This is a genomic window from Flavobacterium sp. UW10123, assembly GCF_040538975.1.
GTDB lineage: Bacteria > Bacteroidota > Bacteroidia > Flavobacteriales > Flavobacteriaceae > Flavobacterium.
Genome location: NZ_JBEWQE010000006.1, coordinates 186,789 through 211,932 on the forward strand (window position 1 = coordinate 186,789; position 25,144 = coordinate 211,932).

25 protein-coding genes are annotated in these 25,144 nt (G+C 32.3%); 15 read left to right on the top strand and 10 right to left on the bottom strand.

The window, feature by feature from the left end:
• Positions 1–45 precede the first annotated feature (45 nt).
• Both ABXT06_RS09030 and ABXT06_RS09035 read right to left on the bottom strand, forming a co-directional pair.
• On the bottom strand, positions 46–540 hold the full coding sequence (locus tag ABXT06_RS09030) for a GNAT family N-acetyltransferase (protein WP_354590456.1): 495 nt from the start codon (positions 538–540) through the stop codon (positions 46–48).
• A 157-nt stretch (positions 541–697) separates the two neighbouring features.
• On the bottom strand, positions 698–1,084 hold the full coding sequence (locus ABXT06_RS09035; RefSeq protein ID WP_354590457.1) for a flagellar motor protein MotB: 387 nt from the start codon (positions 1,082–1,084) through the stop codon (positions 698–700).
• 333 nt (positions 1,085–1,417) lie between these two features.
• On the opposite strand from ABXT06_RS09035, the gene ABXT06_RS09040 reads away from it, so the two are divergent.
• Positions 1,418–1,849, top strand: coding sequence for a hypothetical protein (locus tag ABXT06_RS09040; RefSeq protein WP_354590458.1), 432 nt, complete (start codon positions 1,418–1,420; stop codon positions 1,847–1,849).
• 67 nt (positions 1,850–1,916) lie between these two features.
• On the opposite strand, the gene ABXT06_RS09045 is transcribed toward ABXT06_RS09040, so the two are convergent.
• The 4 genes from ABXT06_RS09045 to ABXT06_RS09060 all read right to left on the bottom strand — a co-directional run bounded on the left by ABXT06_RS09045 (position 1,917) and on the right by ABXT06_RS09060 (position 5,066).
• Complete coding sequence (locus ABXT06_RS09045; protein WP_354590459.1) at positions 1,917–2,303, bottom strand: T9SS type A sorting domain-containing protein; 387 nt, start codon at positions 2,301–2,303, stop codon at positions 1,917–1,919.
• A gap of 366 nt (positions 2,304–2,669) precedes the next feature.
• On the bottom strand, positions 2,670–3,071 hold the full coding sequence (locus ABXT06_RS09050; RefSeq protein WP_354590460.1) for a T9SS type A sorting domain-containing protein: 402 nt from the start codon (positions 3,069–3,071) through the stop codon (positions 2,670–2,672).
• Between the two features lie 489 nt (positions 3,072–3,560).
• The gene (locus tag ABXT06_RS09055; RefSeq protein WP_354590461.1) at positions 3,561–3,965 is read right to left on the bottom strand and encodes a T9SS type A sorting domain-containing protein; all 405 of its coding nucleotides are present in this window, start codon (positions 3,963–3,965) and stop codon (positions 3,561–3,563) included.
• A 735-nt stretch (positions 3,966–4,700) separates the two neighbouring features.
• The gene (locus ABXT06_RS09060) at positions 4,701–5,066 is read right to left on the bottom strand and encodes a T9SS type A sorting domain-containing protein (protein ID WP_354590462.1); all 366 of its coding nucleotides are present in this window, start codon (positions 5,064–5,066) and stop codon (positions 4,701–4,703) included.
• A 450-nt stretch (positions 5,067–5,516) separates the two neighbouring features.
• On the opposite strand from ABXT06_RS09060, the gene ABXT06_RS09065 reads away from it, so the two are divergent.
• The 5 genes from ABXT06_RS09065 to ABXT06_RS09085 all read left to right on the top strand — a co-directional run bounded on the left by ABXT06_RS09065 (position 5,517) and on the right by ABXT06_RS09085 (position 9,602).
• Entirely contained in the window at positions 5,517–6,389 is an 873-nt protein-coding gene (locus ABXT06_RS09065) for an AraC family transcriptional regulator (RefSeq protein WP_177210325.1), read from the top strand.
• Positions 6,390–6,674: 285 nt separating this feature from the next.
• On the top strand, positions 6,675–7,544 hold the full coding sequence (locus tag ABXT06_RS09070; RefSeq protein ID WP_354590463.1) for an alpha/beta hydrolase: 870 nt from the start codon (positions 6,675–6,677) through the stop codon (positions 7,542–7,544).
• An 89-nt stretch (positions 7,545–7,633) separates the two neighbouring features.
• Complete coding sequence (locus tag ABXT06_RS09075) at positions 7,634–8,161, top strand: hypothetical protein (RefSeq protein ID WP_354590464.1); 528 nt, start codon at positions 7,634–7,636, stop codon at positions 8,159–8,161.
• Between the two features lie 227 nt (positions 8,162–8,388).
• Positions 8,389–8,769, top strand: a complete 381-nt coding sequence (locus ABXT06_RS09080) for a helix-turn-helix domain-containing protein (protein WP_354590465.1) — start codon at positions 8,389–8,391, stop codon at positions 8,767–8,769.
• The gene (locus ABXT06_RS09085) at positions 8,706–9,602 is read left to right on the top strand and encodes an IS3 family transposase (RefSeq protein WP_354590532.1); all 897 of its coding nucleotides are present in this window, start codon (positions 8,706–8,708) and stop codon (positions 9,600–9,602) included. The genes ABXT06_RS09080 and ABXT06_RS09085 overlap by 64 nt, the downstream gene beginning before the upstream one ends.
• 68 nt (positions 9,603–9,670) lie before the next feature.
• On the opposite strand, the gene ABXT06_RS09090 is transcribed toward ABXT06_RS09085, so the two are convergent.
• From ABXT06_RS09090 to ABXT06_RS09100, 3 genes are all read right to left on the bottom strand, one after another.
• On the bottom strand, positions 9,671–11,491 hold the full coding sequence (locus ABXT06_RS09090) for a T9SS type A sorting domain-containing protein (protein ID WP_354590466.1): 1,821 nt from the start codon (positions 11,489–11,491) through the stop codon (positions 9,671–9,673).
• A gap of 163 nt (positions 11,492–11,654) precedes the next feature.
• A complete protein-coding gene (locus ABXT06_RS09095) occupies positions 11,655–12,626 on the bottom strand; it encodes a TerC family protein (protein WP_354590467.1) in 972 nt (323 codons plus the stop codon).
• A gap of 394 nt (positions 12,627–13,020) precedes the next feature.
• The gene (locus ABXT06_RS09100) at positions 13,021–14,037 is read right to left on the bottom strand and encodes a glutamine synthetase beta-grasp domain-containing protein (RefSeq protein ID WP_111424307.1); all 1,017 of its coding nucleotides are present in this window, start codon (positions 14,035–14,037) and stop codon (positions 13,021–13,023) included.
• 429 nt (positions 14,038–14,466) lie between these two features.
• Between ABXT06_RS09100 and ABXT06_RS09105 the strand changes: the two genes are divergently transcribed.
• From ABXT06_RS09105 to ABXT06_RS09145, 9 genes are all read left to right on the top strand, one after another.
• On the top strand, positions 14,467–16,656 hold the full coding sequence (locus tag ABXT06_RS09105; protein WP_354590468.1) for a glutamine synthetase III family protein: 2,190 nt from the start codon (positions 14,467–14,469) through the stop codon (positions 16,654–16,656).
• Between the two features lie 405 nt (positions 16,657–17,061).
• Positions 17,062–17,679: a hypothetical protein gene (locus ABXT06_RS09110; protein ID WP_354590469.1), complete on the top strand. Its 618-nt coding sequence runs from the start codon at positions 17,062–17,064 to the stop codon at positions 17,677–17,679.
• A 62-nt stretch (positions 17,680–17,741) separates the two neighbouring features.
• Positions 17,742–18,227, top strand: a complete 486-nt coding sequence (locus ABXT06_RS09115; RefSeq protein WP_354590470.1) for a hypothetical protein — start codon at positions 17,742–17,744, stop codon at positions 18,225–18,227.
• Positions 18,228–18,231: 4 nt separating this feature from the next.
• On the top strand, positions 18,232–18,969 hold the full coding sequence (locus tag ABXT06_RS09120) for a CsgE family curli-type amyloid fiber assembly protein (protein ID WP_354590471.1): 738 nt from the start codon (positions 18,232–18,234) through the stop codon (positions 18,967–18,969).
• Positions 18,970–19,042: 73 nt separating this feature from the next.
• Positions 19,043–19,516 (top strand): curli assembly protein CsgF, encoded by a 474-nt coding sequence (locus ABXT06_RS09125; protein ID WP_354590472.1) that lies wholly within the window; start codon positions 19,043–19,045, stop codon positions 19,514–19,516.
• A 53-nt stretch (positions 19,517–19,569) separates the two neighbouring features.
• On the top strand, positions 19,570–20,946 hold the full coding sequence (locus ABXT06_RS09130) for a CsgG/HfaB family protein (protein WP_354590473.1): 1,377 nt from the start codon (positions 19,570–19,572) through the stop codon (positions 20,944–20,946).
• 83 nt (positions 20,947–21,029) lie between these two features.
• Positions 21,030–22,508, top strand: a complete 1,479-nt coding sequence (locus ABXT06_RS09135) for a carboxypeptidase regulatory-like domain-containing protein (protein WP_354590474.1) — start codon at positions 21,030–21,032, stop codon at positions 22,506–22,508.
• A 156-nt stretch (positions 22,509–22,664) separates the two neighbouring features.
• Positions 22,665–23,843, top strand: a complete 1,179-nt coding sequence (locus ABXT06_RS09140) for an AIR synthase related protein (RefSeq protein WP_354590475.1) — start codon at positions 22,665–22,667, stop codon at positions 23,841–23,843.
• 121 nt (positions 23,844–23,964) lie between these two features.
• The gene (locus ABXT06_RS09145) at positions 23,965–24,321 is read left to right on the top strand and encodes a hypothetical protein (protein WP_354590476.1); all 357 of its coding nucleotides are present in this window, start codon (positions 23,965–23,967) and stop codon (positions 24,319–24,321) included.
• Between the two features lie 76 nt (positions 24,322–24,397).
• Here the strand turns inward: ABXT06_RS09145 and ABXT06_RS09150 are convergent, their stop codons facing one another.
• Complete coding sequence (locus ABXT06_RS09150) at positions 24,398–25,021, bottom strand: M949_RS01915 family surface polysaccharide biosynthesis protein (RefSeq protein WP_354590477.1); 624 nt, start codon at positions 25,019–25,021, stop codon at positions 24,398–24,400.
• Positions 25,022–25,144: the final 123 nt, after the last annotated feature.

The window sequence follows — 25,144 nt, forward strand, 5'->3', positions numbered from 1 at the left end:
TCTCCCTTCGGTCGAAATGACAAATATTGTGTTTAAATGTTGCGGTTAAATAATATCATCCATTTGGCTTATATCACAACGCATGGTTGTCAATATTGGCTTAAATCCTGCCTTTTTATAAGCGTTGACAGCGGCTTCGTTATCATGATATACGTCTAATCTAACCTCGGTTGTTCCTTGAGATAAAACCCATTTTTTAAGATGGTTAATTAAAAGATTATTAAGACCTCGTCCTCTAAACTGGGGATCTACATACATAAAGCCTAGATACCCGAAAAATTCATGTTTTTGATAGGGTTTAGCTGATCGGATTTGAGCGTATCCACAACCAATAATTTGATCGTTAAAGTCTATAACCAAAAGTTCTGACTTGGGGTCAGAAATAAAATCCTCTATACTATAATAAAAAATCTCTCCTTCTTTTAATGTTACATCAAAGGGTCTTTCTGCACTTACTAAAAATTGCAGAAATTCGGCAAGTTTAGGTAAATCTGTATTTAGAGCTTGCCTGATTGATATATCTTTTGTGTTTTGATTCATATCTCAAATATATTGAAAAATAAATTTCTCCTGCTCGTGGGACATAAAGTTTACATTCTTCAGTTTATCATTTCTCCCTTCGGTCGAAATGACAAGATCATGGATTAAGCAAAAAATCTCTCATTTCTGAGAGATTTTTTATATCAGTTTCAAGAAATTAAACTTTCTTTTTTATTGTTGTTTTCGATTTACGTTTTAGTTTTTCTATTAGTGCATCGGCTTTTGCATTTTCACAAATAAAACGCAACGATTCTGCGTAACGATAATAATATACAGGTTCTAAATCTGTGGTAAGAGAAAATAGTTTGGTGTACCATTCGGCTGCTTTTTCTAGTTCGCAGTTTGAGTACGATGAATTTCCAAGTTTTTGAAACAAGTCTACAGATTTGTATCCTTTTGCGGCAACTCTTTCATAGGTTTTTATGACATCGACATAGGCGTACCTGTCGCTGACTTTATCAGTTTTATAGAATGTTTCACTTTGCGCAGCTGCACGAAATGAAAATACGATTAACAATACTAAAATAGCTAGTTGTTTTTGCATAGGTTTAGTTTTGGTTATGGTATTTAATCGTAATTTTTTTGTTTGTTTTCAAAGTATTTTCAGCTTGATAAAGCATTAATAAATCAATAAACGTCAATTCGGGTTTATTATTTTGCGTTTAATGATGATTTTGTTATGCAAAGATATGTAAATCAGTAACATAAAATGCTTTTAAACGATGTTTTTTTGATTTTGTCGATTATATTTCATTCTTGTAAATATTTGATTTAATGTGTTTTATGTATTTTTTTTAAAGTAAAAAAAGATTTTCAGACATGGTTTTTCATTCCCAAAAAAAATATAATTTAACTTTATGGTATAAAGAACATTACGATGACAATACAGGATTATCTGAATAAAATAGAAGCTTTGCAGCGCAAAAAAACTAAGATTGCATTTCTTGATGATGATGATTTTGAGTTTTGCGTTCAAAAAATAAATCAGAGTGCCGAATCTTTTTTTATGCTAGATGATTTATTACAAAAATTTTCGGTGATTCATATAAATAGCGACATAGTAAAATTGTCTGCAAATGGTTTAGGTTTGCTATTTTTAGAAGAAAGAGAATCTGGAAATATATGTTTTGCCAGCAGCGACGAATTGCGTCCAGAATATCGGCAGAGTTTCAAACTCGTAGATTTCTTAGATTATGTTTATGCTTTTATGCATTCTTTGGTATATAAAGAATCGCAAAAAATAATCGTTCCATCTGAAAAAGATTTTTTTTGGAAGCTAGCAAAAATAGGCTCGGATTTAAGGAAATAGAAAATATGAAAACAAAAAAAGCAGCTCCTGGTACGAGCTGCTTTTCTAATTCTTAGGGGGCAAAAAATTAACGACGGAAAGAAGGACTCTGGTTAACAGATTGGTCTAACTTTACAGTCTTAACTTTTTTAGCAGCAACTTTAATTTCATGTTTCGCTACTTTGTCGTTTGCTTTCACTTCAAGAACATAAGTTCCAGCAGGAAAACTTTCTAGACTAATAGTTTTTGAAACTTCCAATTTGTCTGCTGCAGATTGTCCCGCATAAAGTAAATTGTGATTCTCGTCGTAGATAGAGAAAGATGCATTTTCTACAGTGTCTAAAGTAAAGCTAACTACTTTTCCGTTTCCTGTTTTGATATTTAAAATGTAATCACCTTTTCCATCAATGGCATAGGTAAACACAGTCGCTAAAAAAAAGGCAGCAACTAAACCAGCTTTGGTAAATTTTGTCATGTTTTTTTTAAATTGTTAATTACTAAATGTGGAACGCGTAAAACTACAAATACAAATTTAATTTTTAGCAATAAATAAGCATTTTTAAATGCTTAAGTTATTGAATTGTAATTATTTCTGTATTTTGTTTGAACTATATACGTATTTACTGGGTTTACGGATTTATTTTTAGAAAACATTTTTTAACACTTAAAAATCAAAGAGTTGGAATTAATAAGAATAATTTTCAGAAAATGGTTGTCCTTTGCAATTTTGCTTTTTTCTTAAAACAAAAAAACAGCTCTATAACCACAAAGAGCTGTTTCTTAAACCGTAATTTTTAAATTTTCTAACCTTGATTTATACCTTTTTTTGGGGTATAAATTCTTAGCGTGCAGCAACACTCGAATTTTTAGCAAAACCAGTTTTGTAAACTGAAGAAATTGCAGTTCTTGATAATGATGCATTATCAGTTATTGTAATTTCATATTTTGCTTTTTTTACATTGTCTTCTACTTCTAAGAAATAAGTTCCTTCTGGAAACTCTTCTAGACTGAAAGTTCTTAAGATTCCATCTTTTCCAGAGGCGCTTTCAGAATAAATTAAAGTTCCATCATTGTCATAAATAGCTAAATTGGCTTTCTGTACTTTATTAAGTGCGAAAGTGATCAGTTTTCCATTAGCTTTTAATACATGAAGATTAAATTCTCCATTTCCATCAATTGCGTAAGTGCTTATTCCTGTGAAAAGCAACGCTGCTACTAAACTCAATTTTGCAATCTTTTTCATGGTACTTAGTTTTTAAATTAATAGTTCTAATTCTCTGATGCTAAATTACTTATGTAATACATGAAAAAGCGCAACTGTATTTTCCGATTTCTATGCTATATTCTCATTTACGAAACCGTTATAGGTTAAAACGTGAATTATATTTAATGTTTTTGTTAATTCAGTTGTTATTTTTTAATGTTTTGCTTGATTTTTAATTTACATTGAGTTAAGAATTTATTTACAAAAAAAGGTTCTAAGATACTAAGGTTCTAAGTTTATCCTTAACGTTTAAATATTGATCTATAAGTATACTGCATAAAAAAAGCTTAGAATCTCAAAATCTTTCAAAAACTTAGATCCTTAGAACCTTAGCATCTCAGAACCTTAAGTAAAAAGCAAAAAAAAACAGCTCAATAACCACAAAGAGCTGTTTTTAAAACTTTTGAAAGTTTTTAAACTTACTAACTATCTAACCTCACTTTTATACTTATGAAAGCATAAACTTTTTTAGCGTGCTGCCACACTTGTATTTTTAGCAAAACCTGCTTTATAAACTGAAGAAACTGCGTTTTGAGATAAAACAGTTGAATCGTCAGTTATAGTGATTTCGTATTTTGCTTTTTTTGCATTATTTTCTATTTCTAAGAAATAAGTTCCTTCTGGAAATTCTTCTAGACTGAAAGTTCTTAAAATTCCGTCTTTGCCTGAAGCGCTTTCAGAATAAATTAAAGTTCCGTCTTTGTCATAAATTGCTAGGTTGGCTTTTTGTGTTTGGTTAAGACCAAATGTGATCATTTTGCCATTAGCTTTAATTACATGCAGATTAAAATCTGCTGTTCCATCAATTGCATATGTGCTTATTCCTGTGAAAAGCAATGCTGCTACTAAACTCAATCTAACAATCTTTTTCATGGTATTTAGTTTTTAAATTAATAGTTCTAATTCTCTGATGCTAAATTACTTTAGTTGTAAGTAAAAAATCAATACTATATTCTCCAATTTCTATGCTATATTCTCATTTACGAAACCGTTATAGGTTAAAATTTGAATTATATTTATCGTTTTTGACAAAACACCTATTATTTTTCAACGTTTTTAATGATTTTTAATTTATATTGAGATAACGATTTCTTTATAAAATGTAGGAATGTTGGTGAGGTTCTAAGGTGCTAAGATTCTGAGGTACTAAGTTTTTATTTGGATTGTGTATGGTAACGCAAAGGGCGCAAAGGTCACGCAAAGTTTTTTTTTGAGTAAATTTTATATAATAAAAAAGTTCACAAAGCTTTATCCTAATAAAGCTTTGCGAACTTTGCATTTATATGCATGATCTTTAATAAAAAAACTTTGTGAACTTTGCGTGACCTTTGCGCCCTTTGCGTTAAAAAAAATACGTGAATTTAACTGCAAAGCTTTGTCAAAAATAAACTTTGCGAACTTTGCGTAAATCTTTGTACGGTAAAAAAACTTTGCGGTTGAAAACTCCAAAGTATAAAGCAAAAAAAAACGGCTCAGTAACCACAAAGAACCGTTTTTAAAACTTTTGAAAGTTTTTAACTTACTAACTATCTAACCTCACTTTTTATACTGTATTAGAGTATAAAGTTTTAAGTGCCGTGAAGAATTGCACTTAACCTTAATATTTTCTTAGTTAACAGAAACTGTACCTTTTGAAGATAAAACAGAACTATTAGCGTTAACAGTGATATCGTATTTTACTTTTTTGAAGCTGTCAGAAACTTCCAAAATGTATTTTCCTTGTGGGAATTCTTCTAAACTGAAAGTTCTTAAAATTCCGTCTTTACCAGAAGCATTCTCAGTATAGATTACATTACCATTTGTATCAGATATACTAATAACTGCTTTTTGTAATTGATTAATTCCAAAAGCAATTACCTTGCCATTTCCTTTTAATACATGAAGATTTAACGCTTCATTTCCATCAATTGCATAAGTACTCATTCCTGTTAGAAGCACTGCGCATACTAAACTTAATTTCATAATCTTTTTCATATTCTATAGTATTAAATTTTTTTCGTTCATTTCTCTGATGCAAAGTTATAGCGACAGGTGTGGTATTTTAACATCTATATTTTCCAATTTATATGCTATATTCTCATTTACGAAACCGTTATATGTTAAAATTTGACTTTAATGTTGTGTTTTTGTTAATTTGATTGTTTTTATTCAAATTTTTTAAAAAACTGAATACTTCTTAAAATTTCTATTTTTCTTACAAATTTTAACATATTGGTATTAAAATGGGTTTTAAATAGGATAAATAGAAAAAAAGTCATGAAAAAAAATAAGACCCTAAAAAAAAGCCTATTTTGATGTAAATATTTCAGTGTTAAGAACGTTGTTTTAATGTAAAATTCGCATTTACGAAACCGTTATAGGTTAAAATATAAATTATTTTAGGTGATTTTGTTAAATTTGCTATTATTTTTTAAAGAAATTATCATGAAGACAATTGCCCCAGCTCTTGAAGTGATAACTAACTCATACGGAAGTTCTTTTACCTACGCAAAACACGCCGAAAAGACCAATAGTAAAGCTCATTTATGGCACTATCATCCAGAAATTGAGTTGGTCTATATAAATGGTGGGGCAGGAAAGAGACAAATAGGAAGCCATGTTTCTTATTATACCAACGGTAGTTTACTTTTAATAGGAGCTAATTTGCCGCATTGCGGCTTTACAAATGAGCAGACGGGAAATACAACGGAAACCGTTATCCATATTAAACCTGAATTTTTAGGAAGCGACTTTTTTGTGGCTCCCGAAATGAGAAAAGTTCAGAATATATTAAAACAGGCTAAAGGCGGAATCGCTTTTGGCGGTGAAACGAAAAAGCGCATCGGAAAGAAAATTGAAATGATGGAAAACGAACCTCCATTTCAGCGACTAATGACACTTTTGAGTGTTTTAGACGAACTGGAATCGGCTGAGGAATATACCATTTTAAACGCCGACGGATTTTCGATGGAACTACAGACTCAGGATAATGATCGTATGAATGTGGTTTTCAATTTTGTGAAAGATCATTTTCAGGAATCTATTTCTATAGATGAGGTTTCGAGTCTGGTGAGTATGACTACGCCATCTTTCTGCCGTTATTTCAAGAAGATTTCAAACAAAACATTTACTGAGTTTGTAAATGAATATCGTCTAGTTCACGCTTCTAAGCTTTTGGCAGAACAGCCTATGAGTATTAATGAAGTTTGCTATGAGAGCGGTTTTAATAATTTCAGCCACTTTAGTAAATCGTTTAAACAATATACTGGTAAAAGCGCATCGCAATACCGTCATGAACATAAGATTATTATTAGTTAAAGTTTTATGCCACAGATTGCACAGATTAAATTGATTTTTTATTTTTCTGCGTTTGAAGTATAAATTGAAAAATCCGAATAATCATTTTAATCTGTGGCAAAAAAAACAGAAATCCGATTGGTCAAAAGCTAATCGGATTTTTTTTTATTTTTCTATGAGAGAGTATTTATATTAATTAGTGAAAATTAGTGCAATTCGCGGCATCAAAAACCAGTCGGATTTTTCATATATTTTATTCTGAAAAAAGTTATATTTACAAACCCTAATCAGAAAAAAAATATCAAAATGAAGAAATTTAAAATGCTCTTGTCTGCATTTTTGCTTTGTCTTACCACCATGACATACGCTGCAAAAGTAGACACACTTCAAGTTGCTAGTACCGCAATGGGTAAAACCTATAAAGCGGCGGTAGTTCTGCCAAATTCTTATGCCAAAAGCAAAACCACTTTTCCGGTTATGTATCTGCTACATGGCGCATACGGACATTTTAGCGACTGGCTTAAAAATACGCCAAACAAAAAACTGGTTCATAATCTGGCAGATCAATACAATATGATTATCGTAATGCCAGAAGGAGAGACGTTTAGTTTTTATATAGATAGTCCTGTGAACAAAGAAAGTCAGTTTGAAACTTTTATTACGCAAGAAGTGATACAGAAAGTAGATAAAACATATCGAACAATTGGTAATAGAAACGGAAGAGTAATAACAGGGCTTTCTATGGGCGGTCATGGCGCTTTGTACTTGTCGGCCAGACATCCCGATTTGTTTTGTGCGGCAGGAAGTATGAGCGGTGCGGTAGATATGAGCACAATGCTTAATAGAGATTCATCTGCTCAAATTGTAAAATTAATGCAACCTGTTTTTGGAGATAAAAGCGGAAATACCGAATTGTACGAACAAAATTCTGTTTTAAGAATGGCTGATAAGTTAAAAACAAATAAATTACCATTAATAATAGATTGCGGAGTAGACGATTTTTTAATCGAGCCAAATAGAGAGCTCCACAGAAGATTGGTTTATAATAAAGTTGACCACGATTATACAGAACGTCCAGGAGCGCATACTTGGGATTACTGGGAAAATTCGCTTCCGTACCATGCATTATTTTTTAATAAAATACTAGCTAAAAATCAGGCGACTGCGAAAAAATAAGGATATTTTTATTGTAAAATAAGCCAAAGTACTTTTTTTGGTTTGATTTTTGGAATACCTTTATAGTATAATACTTAAAAAAAATAATTATGAAAAAGATACTTACCTTATTTGCAGTTATCGGTTTAATTGCATTTTCTAGCTGTGAAGGACCAGAAGGGCCTCCGGGACCTCCAGGGCAAGATGGATATAATGGAGTTGGAACAGTTTATGAAAATGTAGCTCCTAATTATTATAATTTTACTACTAATAATAATTACAGCGTTAGGTTTAATTTTCCTGTACCGTTAGTAGAATCAGATGTAGTTTTAGTCTATCGTTTTGATGGTACTGATAATGGAGGTAGACCAGTTTGGCAAGCATTACCAGAAACTTATTATTTTGATGATGGAACTAGAGATTTTTCATTAAAATATGTTTTTACTTATAATTATGTGAATATTTATTTAGATGGAAATGATCAAGGAACTATTCCAGCAGATTATAGGTTAAATCAAATTTTTAGAATTGTTGTTGTTCCAGCAGATTTTGCAGCATCAGTAAATAAAAATAATCTTAATGATGTAATGAAAGCTGCTAAACTAAGTGAAAGCCAAGTTCAAAAAATGAAGCTTTAATATTTCTAATAAATAAAAAAAGGAAATCTTTGTGAACTGCCCCCAAAAAGTTAGACACTATTTGGGGGCATTTTTATGGAAAGAAAAGTCAAGTCAAGTACAACTATGAATTTAAACTTTACTGTGTTGAGGAAGTTTTAAAAAAGAATCGATCACTTAATTCCGTTGCAAAAGAAAACGTTCTGCGGGTTTCGAATTTAGGCAGATGGATTAGTTTTTACCGAAAGTTGGGTAAGGAAAGTCTTTTGCCTAGAAAAAATCAATCTTACACTATTGATTTTAAGCAAAAAGTTTTAAATGCAATCAAGAAGAAGTCACTATCTTTGGGAGAAGCCTACGTTAAATTTAACATCCCCAGTGAATCAGTTATTATTGGCTGGCAGAAGAATTACCAAGCTCAGGGAATTTTAGGCTTAAAACCAAACCCAAAAGGAAAACCAAAATCGATGACTAATAAAAGAGCCAAAAAGAAATCTAGTAAAACTCTGACCAGAGAAGAAGAGCTTTTATTAGAAATAGAATCACTTCGATGTGAAAATGCTTTATTAAAAAAGTTCAATGCCTTAGTTCAAGCCGAAGAAATCAAGAATACAAAGCGCAAGCCATAATAGAATTAAGGCATCAATATGATTTAGCAAATATGTTAAGACATATGAATATGGCAAAAAGCAGTTATTACTATTACGTAAAAAAACATCAAATAACTGATAAATATAAAGATCTAAAAGCACTGATTGAGAAGATTTATCACCAACACAAAGGCAGATTTGGTTACAGACGAATTACTTTGGCAATCAAAAACAAAGGAGTTTTGATTAATCATAAAACGGTATTGAGATTAATGAATGTTTTAGGCTTAAAAAGTTTAATTCGGACAAAAAAGTACAAATCATACAAAGGAGAACAAGGTAAAATAGCTCCCAATATATTAAAACGTAATTTTAAAGCCGTAATGCCAAATGAAAAATGGGCAACAGACATTACGGAGTTTAATGTGACGGGCAAAAAAATATACCTATCTCCAATAATTGATTTATATAATGGAGAGATTGTGAGTTATGATTTATCTGAAAGACCCGATTTTAATCAAATTTTATCGATGCTTAGGAAGTCATTTAAAAAAATACCAAATCAAACTAATTTAATATTGCATTTTGATCAGGGATGGCAATACCAAATGAAGCAATATCAATATCTCTTAAAGAAAAAAGGAATTAAACAGAGTATGTCCAGAAAAGGGAATTGTCTTGACAATGCAGTTATTGAAAATTTCTTTGGAATAATAAAAGCTGAACTGTTTTATCTTAAAAAATACAGTTCCGTTAATCAATTAAAACAAGAGATTATTGAGTATATAAATTATTACAATAATGACAGGATAAAACTTAATTTAAAAGGAATGAGCCCGATACAATATCGAGCTCATTATTATCAAACTTAATAATAAATTTGTCTAAACTTTTGGGTGCAGTCTACTTACGATTTCCTTTTTTTATTTTTGTGTTCTAATTATTGTTTGATAAAAGTTTGTGTTATTTTAAGATAATTAGTTTGTATTGTGATAAAGTAAGTACCAGTTGCAAAGTTTGATACATTTATACTTATTAAATTTGAGTTTATTATTGAATAATTATTATGATTGACAATATTTCCAGTTATATTTGAAATAATAATTTCACTATTTGTTAAATTTAATGGACTTTGTATGTTTAAAATTGATGATGTTGGATTCGGAAACAAGGAGATCGTTGGTTCGTTGTAGATTCCATTTAAAGATGTTTCGTTGCTGTAACTTGCGAGGGTTCCTGAAATCCATTTATTATTGTATACATTGTAATTAGATTTAACAATTCTTCTATATTGGTAATTAGTATCAAAAATATAACCTCCTCCTCTATTTCCGCTTTCTTTTACTAGAAGTGTTTGAGTGGGTAGATAGTCTTTGTCTGTTGCATTAAGTATGTCAACCCATTCTGATGATGTGCGATTTAAGTTTCGGACTTGCCATTGAAATGATGTGGAGCGAATACTGAAATTCGTGCCTTCTATTGATGAATTGTCAATAAGAGGAGTTGAGCCGTTAATTGTTAAAGGTTTTTCAAAATTATTTTTATCAATAATTTTTAATGATTGATCGCAACAAATAGTATTGTTAAAACGTATTCCTCTAACTAGAATTTTTAATTCTTCGCTTACCCTTGAAATATTTTTATAGATTGCAATTCTCCTGATTAAATAGTATATGTCTTCACTTCTTTGAGGTTCTGGGGCGAAAAAATCTGCAGAAGCACTATTTTCATTTGGAATAGTAATCCATGGATTACTGTTGTATTTAATATCTTTATATTCCCATCTATAGCTTTCTACATTAGCTAAATCATCTCCTCTTTGTGGTATGTGATTTGGATTGTTTAGAATGTTTAAATTTACTTGAGGAGAATTTCCGCTCAAGTTTATTGTTCCGACACTTGAAAACTCGTAATATCCGTCTGCATTGGGACTTGATCCGTTAAATAGTCCAATATAATTGCTTGAAATTGGTGAAGGAACAACAGTAATAGTAATAAGATTGCTTGTATTAGGGTAATCATTAAGATAGCGATAACCTAGCATTCTTTTTACTGTAAAACTACCAAGAGCAGTTGTGTGATCTAGAGTTATGTTATGATTAATATTGTCGACATTTAAAAAATTAGGAGGGCGAGGAATACCATTCGTTTCCCAACTTGCTTTAATGCCATATGGTTCATTTTCGTACGGATTTAAAAATTTAGAGCCAGTTATAGGTTGTGGTTTGTCTCCTAGTCTTACAGTTTGATTACAACACAAAGTGTTTGCAATTTTTGTAGGGTTTGGAGCATCGGCGGGAGGGTTAAGGGTAGTTCCTGAATTTACAGATGAATTTTTAATCACGGCTAAATTTGAACTTCTGTAAGCTGTTCCTGCAGGATTTTTGTATTCGGCAAAAATGAATCCGCCAGAAGTTGAGAAATCACTCCAGAACAAGTTTATTACAATACTTCGGGTTGCAGTTCTTCCGCCACCAAAAAATAAAGTACCACTATCTCCCCCAGACGTAACATTGGCATTTAATACACTTGAATTAGAATAATATATTTTTAATGTTCCGTAATCGCTAACAGCGACATTACTTGGAATATCAACTTTAACGTTTAATGAGATAGTCGAAGTTGGTATAGAAGACAAATTAATGGGACCAGAATTTACATTGGTGTTGTTTACCGCTGTTGGAGTTAAGATAACGGTTTGTGCAAACATTAAAGTATTTAGCATTAATGTCGCAATGAGAAATAAGTAATTTTTTTTCATGATAAAAATTTAAATTAAAAAGTCCTAAAATAAATATTTATATGTAATTTCTTTAATTTTTAATGTTAAATTATAAGAAAAGTAATAAAAATTAATTTGTGATTACAATAAAAAAAGGAAATCGCGAGATTTCCTTTTTTTATGAATATATGTTTGAAACTAATTATTCTTCGCTTGACGAATCATTTAAAACCTTTTCTGGTCCGAATTTAAGAGAAACTAAAATTCCTACTAGAAGAGATAAAGCAATAAATCCTAAAGAAGCCCATTCTGGAACGTGGAAGAAATCGTGTAAAAGCATTTTTAATCCAACGAAAGCTAAGATAGCAACCAAGCTGTATTCTAAATAACTGAATTTTGCCAGCATATTTGCTAAGAAGAAATACATAGAACGTAATCCAAGAATAGCAAAAATATTTGAACTGAACACTAAAAATGGGTCTTTTGTAATGGCAAGAATTGCAGGTACACTGTCAACAGCAAATAAAACGTCCATAACTTCGATAACGATTAAAGCTACAAATAATGGAGTAGCTGCTTTTTTTGCAGTTTTGGTCGAAATGAAAAATCTCTCTCCGTCAGTTTCTGATGTAATCGGCATAATTTTACCTAAAGCCTTATAGATAAAAGAGTCTTTTGGGTGAAAATCTTCTTCTTCTCCAGAAAAAAGCATTTTTATTGCGGTAAATATTAAGAAAACTCCAAATACATAAGTTGTCCAAGCAAATTTATTTATCAGCATAACGCCGAAGAAAATCATTAATCCGCGGAAAACAATAGCACCTAAGATTCCCCAGAATAGAACGCGGTGTTGATACTTTTGTGGAATTTTAAAAGAAGCAAAAATAATAGCAATAACAAAGATGTTATCGACACTCAGTGAAAGTTCGATCAAATAACCCGTTATAAACTTCATTGAAGCCACAGCTGGTTTCAAATTGTCTGGATTATCAATGTAGTCTGTGGTATACAGCCAATAAATTACTCCCGAAAAAAGGAAAGATAAAGTAACCCAAACCAAGGTCCATTTGCTGGCTTCTTTTGTGCTAATGATGTGGGGTGTTTTGTTGAAGACACCTAAGTCTAAAGCAAGAATAAAAACTACAGCAAGTAAAAAGAGTGACCAGACTATCATAATGATTTTTTTTAATGATTTACAAAGATAAGTTTTGAAGTCTAACTTAAAAATTAAATTTAATCCTAAAATTAAGTAATATTTATTATTTGTAAAATGTTAAGTATTATAAAGTTATAGGTTTTTTTGAGGCTTAGGTTGTTTTGTTTTTTTAGTTTATTGAATTTTGCTCTTAGTTTTGTCATTCCGAGGAACGAGGAATCACACTAGAAACTCCGCAAAGAATGTCATCAATCTTTGTCGAATCCCGAGTGTGATTGCTTCGCCAATTCGCTATCGCTCGTGTCCTCGTTCCTCGGAATGACAAACAGTGGGGCTCGTTGTGTCGGGTTTATGGTAAAAAAAATGCCAGCAAATAATGCTGGCGTTTTTAGAATATAGCTTAAGCTTTAAATTATATTGCTGAGTTTACAGTTTTGATAATTCTAGCAGCAATTTTGTAAGGGTCTCCGTTTGAAGCTGGTCTTCTGTCTTCTAACCAACCTTTCCATCCTTTTTGAACAGTCATTAAAGGAATTCTGATAGAACATCCTCTGTCTGAAACTCCATAAGAGAAATCGTTGATAGAAGCAGTTTCGTGCTTACCAGTTAAACGTTGATCGTTGTAAGCTCCATAAACTGCGATGTGCTCTTTTGTAACAGGGCGGAAAGCCTCGCAAATTTTCTCGTAAGTTTCTTGAGAACCACATGTTCTAAGAACTGTGTTAGAGAAGTTAGCGTGCATACCAGAACCATTCCAGTCAGTATCTCCTAGAGGTTTTGGGTGATATTCAATATAGTAACCATATTTCTCAGTTAAACGGTCAAGTAAGTAACGAGCAACCCAGATTTCGTCTCCAGCTTTTTTAGCTCCTTTAGCGAATAATTGGAACTCCCATTGTCCGCAAGCAACCTCTTGGTTGATTCCTTCAAAGTTGATTCCAGCAGCAATACATAAATCAGCATGCTCTTCAACTAATTTTCTACCGTGTGTGTTTTTTCCACCTACTGAACAGTAGTACATCCCTTGTGGAGCAGGGTATCCTCCAACTGGGAAACCAAGTGGAAGTTGTGTTTTAGTATCCATGATGAAATACTCTTGTTCGAATCCAAACCAAAAATCATCATTATCATCATCAATTGTAGCTCTACCGTTAGAAGGGTGTGGTGTTCCGTCAGCATACATAACTTCGCACATTACTAACCATCCGTTGATACGAGTTGGATCTGGATAAATTGCAACAGGAACTAATAAACAGTCAGAAGATCCACCTTCAGCTTGTCTTGTTGATGAACCATCAAATGACCAATTTCCAAGTTCTTCTAATGTTCCTTTGAAGTTTTCGTGCTCTTCAACTTTAGTTTTACTTCTAAGATTTTGAGTTGGTTCATATCCGTCTAACCAAATGTACTCTAACTTAATTTTAGCCATAATAATATAAATTAATTTTTTTGTTTTTTTTCGTTGGGTCAAATATAGATTTATTTTTTCAGTCCCAAAAATTAGGGGGCTATTTTGTTTTATGAAGTATAATTTTTTGGATAAGCATAATTTTGATAGGGGTATATTTTAAAAAAAGCAATTTTATTAACCTTAAAAAAATAAATTCGTAATAATTAAGGCTCATTTTTGAATTTCTGAGTTAAGAAATTATGAAAAAATGTTTATTTAATCAATAATACCGTACAGTTTTGTTATATTTCTGTGATTTGAATTCATTATTCTTCGAAAAAAGCATTTTATGTTGAAAAATTGTAGTTCAAAAATCTAAAATTTATATTCCAAATAGGTATTTTAATTGTTTATATTTGCTGATCATTTTTTAATGAAAATTATTACGAATTTAAAATATACATAACCATGTCAACATTACGTTTTCAAGCTTTACAAGAAGCTTCTAACAGAAAGCCGGTGCATTTTGAAGAAATTGGCCGAAAATCAAATCTTTTTGGTGCAAATGTGTTTAATGAAAAGGCAATGAAGCAGTATTTAACTTCAGATGCTTTTAGAGGAGTAAGAGATGCTATCCAGCACGGAACAAAAATAGACAGAAAGCTGGCAGATTATATTGCCATGGGAATGAAAGAGTGGGCTCTTTCTAAAGGTGTTACTCATTATACGCATTGGTTTCAGCCATTGACAGGAACAACGGCAGAGAAACACGATGCTTTTTTTGAAACGTCTTATGACGGAAGTGAATCTGTAGAAAAATTTGGAGGTGCACAATTGGTGCAGCAAGAACCAGATGCATCTAGTTTCCCGAACGGAGGAATCAGAAATACTTTTGAGGCAAGAGGTTACACAGCTTGGGATCCGACTTCTCCAGCTTTTATATATGGTACAACTTTATGTATCCCGACAGTATTTATTGCTTACACAGGTGAAGCGTTGGATAATAAGATTCCTTTATTAAGAGCATTGTCTGCAATTGATGAAGCAGCAACAGAGGTTTGTAAATATTTTGACAAAAACGTAAAAAAAGTAACAGCAACTTTAGGGTGGGAACAAGAATATTTCTTGATTGATAAAGCATTGGCAAATTCTCGTCCTGATTTAATGATGACGGGAAGAACTTTATTAGGACATACTTCAGCAAAAGGGCAACAGTTAGATGATCATTATTTTGGATCTATCCCGACTCGTGCTCTTACTTATATGAGAGATTTAGAGCAGGAATGTATGTTATTGGGTATTCCTGTGAAAACACGTCATAATGAGGTTGCACCAAATCAGTTTGAGTTGGCTCCGATTTTTGAAGAAACAAATCTTGCAGTTGACCACAACTCTTTATTAATGGATGTAATGCAGAGAGTGGCTGAACGTCATGATTTTAAAGTATTATTTCATGAAAAACCATTTAAAGGTGTAAACGGTTCAGGGAAACACAACAACTGGTCATTGGCAACAGATACTGGCGTTAATTTATTGAGTCCGAGCAAAACGCCAATGAGCAATTTACAATTTTTGACTTTCTTTATTAATACCATTAAAGCGGTTAACGATAATGAAACTTTATTAAGAGCATCTATCGCAACAGCAAGTAACGATCATAGGTTAGGAGCAAATGAAGCGCCACCAGCGATTATGTCAGTATTTATTGGAGCTCAATTAACAAAGGTTTTATCTGAATTAGAAAGCGTAACAACAGGAAAACTTTCGCCAGAAGAAAAAACAGATTTGAAATTGAATGTTGTTGGTAAAATTCCAGACGTATTATTAGACAATACAGACAGAAATAGAACTTCGCCTTTTGCTTTTACAGGAAATAAATTTGAGTTCAGAGCTGTGGGTTCAAATTCAAACTGTTCAAATGCTATGACAACTTTGAATGCGATTGTTGCAAAACAGTTAATTGACTTTAAAAATGAAGTAGAAGGCCTAATCGAGTCGAAAGACATGAAAAAAGACGATGCTATTTTTAATGTTTTAAGAGAATACATCAAGCAATCTAAAAAGATTCTTTTTGAAGGTGACGGTTATAGTGAAGCTTGGGAAAAAGAAGCGGCAAAAAGAGGTTTAAGTAATTTTAAAACTACTCCAGAAGCTATTAAAGCGAAAGTTTCTAAACAAGCATTGGATTTATTTGAGCAATTAGGAATCTTTAATCATGTTGAAGCTGAGGCGCGATACGAAATCGAATTGGAAGAATACACTAAAAAAATCCAAATTGAAGGACGAGTTTTAGGAGATATTGCAAGAAACCATGTTATTCCAACTGCAATTCGCTATCAAAATACTTTAATTGACAACGTTAAAGGATTAAAAGAGATTTTTGGAAAAGACTTTGAAGCATTAGCTAAAGAGCAGATTGTTTTAATTAGAGAAATCTCAGGCCATATAGAAGGAATCAATTCTAAGGTGTTGGCAATGACTAATGAAAGAAAAAAAGCCAATCAGCTTACAGATGCTCAAAAAATGGCAGAAGCATATTGTAATAATGTAAAACCATATTTTGATGAAATTCGTAATCACTGTGATAAACTAGAATTATTAGTCGATGACGAAAGTTGGACATTGACCAAATACAGAGAATTATTATTTACCAAATAATAGTAACCTAACAATTTGTTAAAGCCTGTCTCGAAAAGACAGGCTTTTTTTTGAGATTATATTAAAAATTTGGTTCCCGAAAGGCATTTTTGCCACTTATATAGACCCAAATGTAAAGAAATTGTAATAAGTATCTTTTTTCTTATGAAAATTTCAAGGCATTTTGGCAGTTCATCGAGATAGTTTTACAGTTTGTCGAAAAGAGGTTAATATCTTGTAAAATAGGTGTTTATACTTGGGTTTGGTTTGACTAAAGTTTTCTAATTTTGATCATGAAGTTGAGAAAATAGCATAAAACTGTTCTCAAAAAAACATCTAAAGTCCCTCTTTTCCAGCCCAGAAATATAAACCTACAAAAGAACCTACATAATAAGTTGTATTAATAACCAATTAAATATATTTATTATGAAAAAAGTAATTTTAAGCATCTCCGCGATGCTGTTTGTAGGTGTTGCCGTGGCACAAAACACTAGTAATGTTGACCAAGCTGGTTTATTAAATGGAGCATTAGTTGTTCAAGTTGGATCAAATGATTCAGATGTTCACCAAGATGGTATTTTAAATTCTGCATCTGTTCTTCAAATAGGTGTTGATAACTCATCAACTATTGATCAAGAAGGTATTGGAAACGCTGCTTCAGTTACACAAATTGGATGGGGAAATACTTCAGATATTGACCAAGGTCCACTATTAGGAAATAGTGCTACAGTTTTCCAATTTGGAGTTGACAATAATGCTGATCTAACACAAATCGGATTCTTTAATAGTTCTAGTGCAACTCAAATAGGTTGGGGCAACGATGCTAATGCTTTTCAATTTGGCTTCGGCAATGAATCTGAAACTTATCAAGAAGGATTATTTAATTCAGCTACAACAATTCAACTTGGAATTGGAAACTATTCTAGTATCGATCAATATGGAGTTGCTAACTATGCTTTGACAGCACAATTAGGATGGGGAAATGTTAGTACTGTTACTCAAGCAGGGTTCTTAAATGGCAGCGTGGTGCTACAGGCAAACTAAACAAACAAGAAAAGGAAGAATTAGATTTATCAGTTCTTCCTTTTTTTATTATTTAAAAAATTATGAAAAGTATTGTAATAGTCATTTTATTTCTAAGTATAGAAAATATGTTCTCGCAATCTATTGATGGGAATATGAATGATTATGTAATAGCTTTAAATGAATCCAACAATCGCAATCAAAACAAAAGCACAAATCAATATATTATTAGTCATAATATAGTCAAAATCACCCAAATTGGCAACTTCAATCAGGCCAATTTCAATATTATCAGTAATAATGCCTATGTAACTGCACAGCAAACTGGTAACAACAACTACATGAATGTCTACAAAAAATCAGACGAAATAAATCAATCCTATATACAGTCGGGTAATAACAATTATATAAGTGATATCTCATCATACTCTCGCGGAGTCGAAGCAATGAAAGTCAATCAGGAAGGCAATAATTTAACTGTTTTCAGTACAGGGTCAAATTCAATATCCAAAGATATGATTATTAATCAATCTGGAAATTCTGGTACAATTTACGTATTCAATCGCTAAGGCCATGAAAAAGTATTTAAACATAATTGTTGCATTTTTTTTTATTTTTTTTTCGGAAAACGGATTTTCACAAGCCGAGTACAACAAAGAGGTAAAAGCGAAAATTGAAGTTAAAGAAATTGAGAATTTATTATTTATTACCGGAACTGCAGAAAATTTAAAATCAGAGTTCAAGAATATTTCATATAAATTAAGTGTATTCAAAAAAAACAAATCAAGTTCAAATAAATCAACCAACGCACAAAACGGAAGAGCGACATTAGAACCCATTCAAAAAATTGAATTGTCAAAAACACAAGTCAATTATACAAAAGAGGATGAAGTGATTATAATGTTGTTGATTTATGATGAAAAAGATGCCATAATTGGTAAAGACCGAGTTGTTTTTGGAGAAGAAACAGAATCTGACGCAGGAAAATCTCTTCCTGTAGATGGCATCGAAATGGTTGGAATTGTTACCAATGATACCAAAACGAAGCTTGGAAATGATTTTTATGACACGTTTTATGCCCAATATTCTAAACTGAAGATTCACACTACTAAAATTGTAACAGTTCAAGAAGAATTGTCTTTTGCACGAACAACAAAAATTTCAATACTGGTAGATAGTGATGTTATAGAGGAGTTTTATTCGCGTCCTGAAGAAGATTTTTTAAAATACATGGCCGATTCTGCGGCTTCAAAGTTATTCAAGTATTTTAAAGATCTAGAAAAACAAAGCAAAATGATTACTCAATATTAAAATTGAGTATTGAGTATATTTTTTTCGATACAGAGTCTACTGTTATTTGATGTTTAAACTAAAAAGTGTCTATATGAAAACTATAGCTTTATTACTATGCTTATTAGGTTTTAGTACAATTTCTATTGCTCAAAACCTTGCTTATAAGCCTGCAAACCCCAATTTTGGAGGAGATACATTTAATTATCCGTGGTTACTTAGTTCGGCTCAAGCCCAAAATGATTATAAGGATAATACCAATACAGGCTATAAACAGCAGACAGATTTGGAACGTTTCAAAAGCAATTTGAATAATCAGTTGTTAAACAGACTTTCGAATTCATTGTTTGATAATCAATTTGGAAACGGTACTGGTACAGGAAGTGGCACTGGTACCGGCACGGGTACGGGTACTGGTACAGGAACAGGCAATGGTTCACTCTCGCCAGGAACGTATGTTTTTGGAACTCTGTCCATTGATATTTACCATTCTAATTTAGGATTAGTGGTCGATGTTTTAGATACAGACACAGGAGAGCAAACACAAGTAATTCTTCCTGGACAATAAAATTTGCTTTTTGCATGGAAAAAAATCAGGTATTATTTTAAATAATTGAGATTATGAACAAAAGTCCCCTTTTTCTATTTTTATTAATTTGTCTACTTTCAGGTTGTGGAGCATATTTTAATCAGCCTGTGGGAGTGCAGAAAGCGGTATATGGAGAAAATACTCCAGCTACAGCCAAATTGGTCGAAATGCCAAAACCCAAAGAGCAGATAGTTGTAGGTGTATATAAATTCAAAGATCAGACAGGACAATACAAGCCTACTGAATTAGGAAGCACCTTTAGTACAGCTGTTACACAAGGAGCCACATCTATTTTAATAAAAGCCTTGCAAGACTCAAAATGGTTTGTGCCCATAGAGCGTGAAAATCTAGGGAATCTTTTAAACGAAAGAAACATTATTCGTTCTACCCGTCAGGAATACGCTTCTAAAACAGATCCAAACGAAGCTGTCTTAACACCGCTTTTGTTTGCAGGAGTTTTGCTCGAAGGTGGAATTATTTCTTATGATACCAATATTATTACAGGCGGTTTTGGTGCAAGATATTTTGGTGCGGGCGGTTCTACACAATACAGACAAGACAGAGTTACGGTGTATTTAAGGTTAGTTTCGACTTCAAACGGAAAAATACTAAATACGGTCTATGTCTCTAAAACTATTTTGTCACAAAGTATTGATGCAAGTTTATTTAGATATGTCAATTTAAACAGGCTTTTGGAGGTTGAAACGGGATTTACTCGAAATGAGCCAATTCAAATGGCAGTAACAGAAGCTATTGAAAAAGCAGTTGAAGGACTTATAGTTGACGGAATCAAAGACAAACTTTGGGAAGTAAATGCACCTCAGAAACAAGTTAATGATTTTGTTGCTGCATATGACAGAGAAAAAAGCGAAGCCGATTTAGCACAATTATACGATAGAAATTTGACTGAAAGAAGAGCGCGTTTTGGTTTGGAAATTGCTGGAGGTGCGACCTATATGCAAGGTGATTTTAAAAGCCCGAAATTGGAACCAATGGGAAGGGGCGCAGCAAAATTCTTTTTTACTCCTGGATTTAATATTAGTGCATCTGGTAATGTTTTCAAGCTCGGAAATAAAGGAAAAGACGATGTGGGATATGCAACTTTAGACATGAATTTGGAATTTCTCATCTTGCCACAGGATACTTTTACGCCTTATGTTTTTGGAGGTACCGGTGTTGGCTTTAATGCGGATTTTAAAAATGTTCATAGTAAGGTTCAATTTGGAGCAGGTGTAGAATACCTCGTTACGAATTATCTTGGAGTTAAGCTATATGGAGAGTATAACGTGAATTTTACGGATAATTTAGATTACACCATTAGTGGAGTAAGAGATGATTATTACTGGCGGTTTGGTTTAGGATTAACCTATTATTTTCCGAAGAGTTACAAATACAACAAGAAAAAGTAAAAAAATCCTAATGTAATTCAATGCTCTTTTTAAAGTGATTACAGAGGTAAAAGCAAAATAAGTTTAATAAAAATATGTCTCAAATGAAAATAGGTTTAAAAATTTTGGCGTGCTTTATTCTTCTGATGTCTTGTAGTGAAGAACAACTGGATGAAACAGGGACAGGAACAATAAAGGGAAGAGTTGTAGATGTGCGTGCATATACAGGAATCGAAAATGCCCGCGTCTCTTCGAGTCCGACTACAAGCACAGTTTATACCGATAAAGATGGCTACTTTAGAATTGAAAAAGTGCCCCAAGGAAAATATGCTTTTCAGGCTCAAAAAGATGGGTTTATTGCCAGATTCGTACCCGCGACAATTGAAAAAGATATTGAAATCGAAGTCATTTTTGAATTAGAAGTGTCTACTGCCACTAATAAACCACCTACCGTTCCTGTTCTTACCGCACCAGCAAACAACGTGACAGGACAAGCTTTGTCTTTAGACTTAACTTGGACTGCAACAGATCCAGAGTCAGATCCACTGACCTATGTAGTTACTGTAAAAAATGGTACAACAGATGAGGTTAAGACATATTCTGGTTTAACAGCCACAACTTTAAAGATTACGGGATTAAATTACAGTACAAAATATTATTGGCAGGTTTCAGCAAATGATGGTATAAATAAACCGACAAATAGCGTAACCAATTCGTTTACAACCTTAGCATTTCCAAATCCAAGATATTTATATGTCAAAAGAGTAAAAAACAATAATGTTATTTATACAGCTGATGCTGCTGGAAATGAACTGCAATTGTCGTCATCAGAAATAAATAGCTATAGACCCGTGAAAAATCTTAGTATAAATAAAATTGCATTTATTAGTTCTGATGGTTCAGCAAATCAAATATATACTATGAATCCTGATGGCACTAATACTAGAAAAATTACCAACTTTATTCCTATAGCAGGTTTTAATATGGAACATGTTACTTATAGTTGGAGTAAAAATGGAAGCCAGTTTATTTATCCAAATTTTGACAAATTGTATAGAATAAATGCAGATGGTTCAGGACTGGTTCAATTATATAAAACTCCAAATGGTAAATTTATTTCTGAATGTGTGTGGAGTCAGGACGGGCAACAAATTGTTTTGAAAGTAAACGATAATTCTGGCTATAATGTAGAAATATATGTGATAAACCCTTCTGGGAAACTATTATACACAGTGCTTTCAGGAGTAACTGGTGCAGCAAGCGGTATAGATATTTCTTTAGATAATAAAAAAATAGTTTACACGAGAGATGTTTCTGGTTATGAAAATGCTACATACAGACGATTAGATTCGAGAATATTTGTTTATACAGTGGCCTCAAATACTTCGGCAGAATTAGACACTCAAAAAGAGGATGGTTTTAATGATCTAGATGTGAAATTATCACCAAATGAAGCAGAGGTAATATTTGTCAATACGTCAAATGATGGATTGTCTGCCAAAAATATTCAGACGGCAAAATTGAACGATAATGAATCTAGAACAACTTTATTTCAAAATGCTTCTATGCCAGATTGGAAATAATTTAGAAAAATAGAGAGTTTCATGACTAATTCTTATTTTTGGATGATTGGCAGAAAATAATCTTCTGCCGATTTTTTTTAGAATCAAATAATCGAATAAGTCAAAGAATTAAAAAAAGGGATTATCTTTGCACCACATCAACACAAACTAATTTTCATGAGTTCAGATTCTAGCAAAAGATATGCACAAAGAGGTGTTTCGGCATCAAAAGAAGACGTACATAACGCTATAAAAAATATTGACAAAGGTTTATTTCCACAAGCATTCTGTAAAATTGTTCCTGATTATCTAACACAGGATGATGAACACTGTCTTATAATGCATGCAGATGGAGCAGGTACAAAGTCGTCTTTGGCGTATATGTATTGGAAAGAAACTGGAGATCTTTCAGTTTGGAAAGGAATCGCTCAGGACGCTTTAATCATGAATATTGACGATTTATTATGTGTTGGAGCAACAGATAATATTTTGCTTTCTTCAACTATTGGAAGAAATAAAAATTTAATTCCTGCCGAAGTTATCTCTGCAATCATCAACGGAACAGAAGAATTAATCAACGAATTAAAATCATTCGGAGTTACCATTCATTCAACAGGTGGGGAAACTGCTGATGTTGGAGATGTAGTTCGTACAATTATTGTAGACTCTACAGTAACGGCTCGTATGAAACGAAGTGATGTAGTAGATAACGCAAACATTAAAGCTGGTGACGTAATTGTTGGTTTGGCTTCTTTTGGTCAAGCAACTTACGAAAAAAGCTATAACGGCGGAATGGGAAGTAACGGTTTAACATCTGCACGTCATGACGTTTTCGGAAAATATTTAGCTAAAAAATATCCGGAAAGTTACGATGCAGCGGTTCCAGAAGAATTAATTTATTCAGGACAAGTAAATTTAACTGACGAAGTTGAAAACAGTCCAATAAATGCTGGTCAATTAGTGCTTTCTCCAACTAGAACTTACGCACCAATTATCAAAAAGATTTTAGATAAATACACACCAAAAGATATTCACGGAATGGTGCATTGTAGTGGTGGTGCGCAAACAAAAATTTTGCATTTCGTAAAAGATTTACACGTTATAAAAGACAACTTATTTCCAGTTCCGCCATTGTTCAAATTAATTCAAGAACAATCAAAAACAGATTGGAAAGAAATGTATCAGGTTTTCAACTGTGGTCACAGAATGGAGCTTTACGTTCCAGAAAATATTGCACAAGACATTATTGAAATTTCAAAATCATTCAATGTTGATGCGCAAATTGTAGGTAGAGTTGAAGCATCTGATGATAAAAAGCTGACTATTACAAGCGAATACGGGACATTTAACTATTAATTTTTTTAAAGTTGCAAAGGTTCAAAGGATCAGAGTTGCTAAGACTTTGAAACTTTTAAAATAATTATTAAATTTAGAGATGCACAAGTGTGCATCTCTATGTTTTTAAACACATTATATTATGTACGAATTACTTTTTTGGAGATATCTGGACGAAATTTACCTAAACAATCAGGAAGTTTATGAAGCGCTTATTGAAGAACAAGAAGTTGAAGGTTTGGCTATTCTTCAAACAGAAGTAATCGTAAATAGAATTAATTCTGTTTTTTCAGACTGGGAGCGTGTTGATGAAAACAGCTGGAAAAATCCAAAAGGGAAAGGTGCATTTCAAGTTATTACTACACCACAAAGTATAAAAATTGACTGTTATGGTACAGAAGGAAAAACCATGAATAAACTTGTTGATGTCATGGAAGAATTCAAATTACCGCTTTACGACCCGCAAGTTCCAGAACGCTACGATGAAATGAGCGAGTAAAAAATAATTGTTAATTGTTAATTGTAAATTATGAACAGCCATCAATCATTTACAATTCACCATTCACAATTAAATCTTATCCGTTTTTCAAAAGCAAATTCTGTTCTTTTCTAAGTTTTATAACCAACTGATCAACATACGATTTTATCTTCTGGGGAAGCGTGTTCCAATTCTGGTCCTTTTTGAAACTTCTGCAATAGTCTAAATCGCATTCAGCAGCACGAATTGCGTACTTTTTGTTTTTATAAACTGTAATAATCTTTACGCGTCTTATATCATTATATTCAGTTTTTGTTCCATAAACAATTACAGGATCAATGTAACCGTCTCCGTCAATATCTTTTGTGCTGCAGTATTTTGTCCAGAACCAAATGTTAGTTTCTTTTGGTTCATAATCCTCAAGTAAATCGTTAATTCTCCATTTTTCTAAAAATCCACCGTAATCATTAATCACACAAACTGCTTGAATTTTGGTGTTTAAAGTATCTTTTTTAGAAATCGCTTTTTGATTTTCGCCCAAAACCAATTCGTAAACGCCACCTTTATCGGTAAATTCAAATGCTTTATAAATGGGAAAATCTGTTACGCCCTCAAGTTCACGTTGCGAAATTTCTTGTTTGGTTAATCGATGGCTTTCAACTTTTTGAGAAAAAATAAATGAAGAAGAAAAAGAAAGTAAAATTAAAATATATTTTGTCATGTTTAGGTTCGGCTTTTAGCATATCAAAGATATTTAAACCTTTTAAATCTTGCTAAATTTATGTTTTTTAAAAATAGATTTTATTGTACTTTTCTAGATTTAAATGACAAAAAATATTTCAAA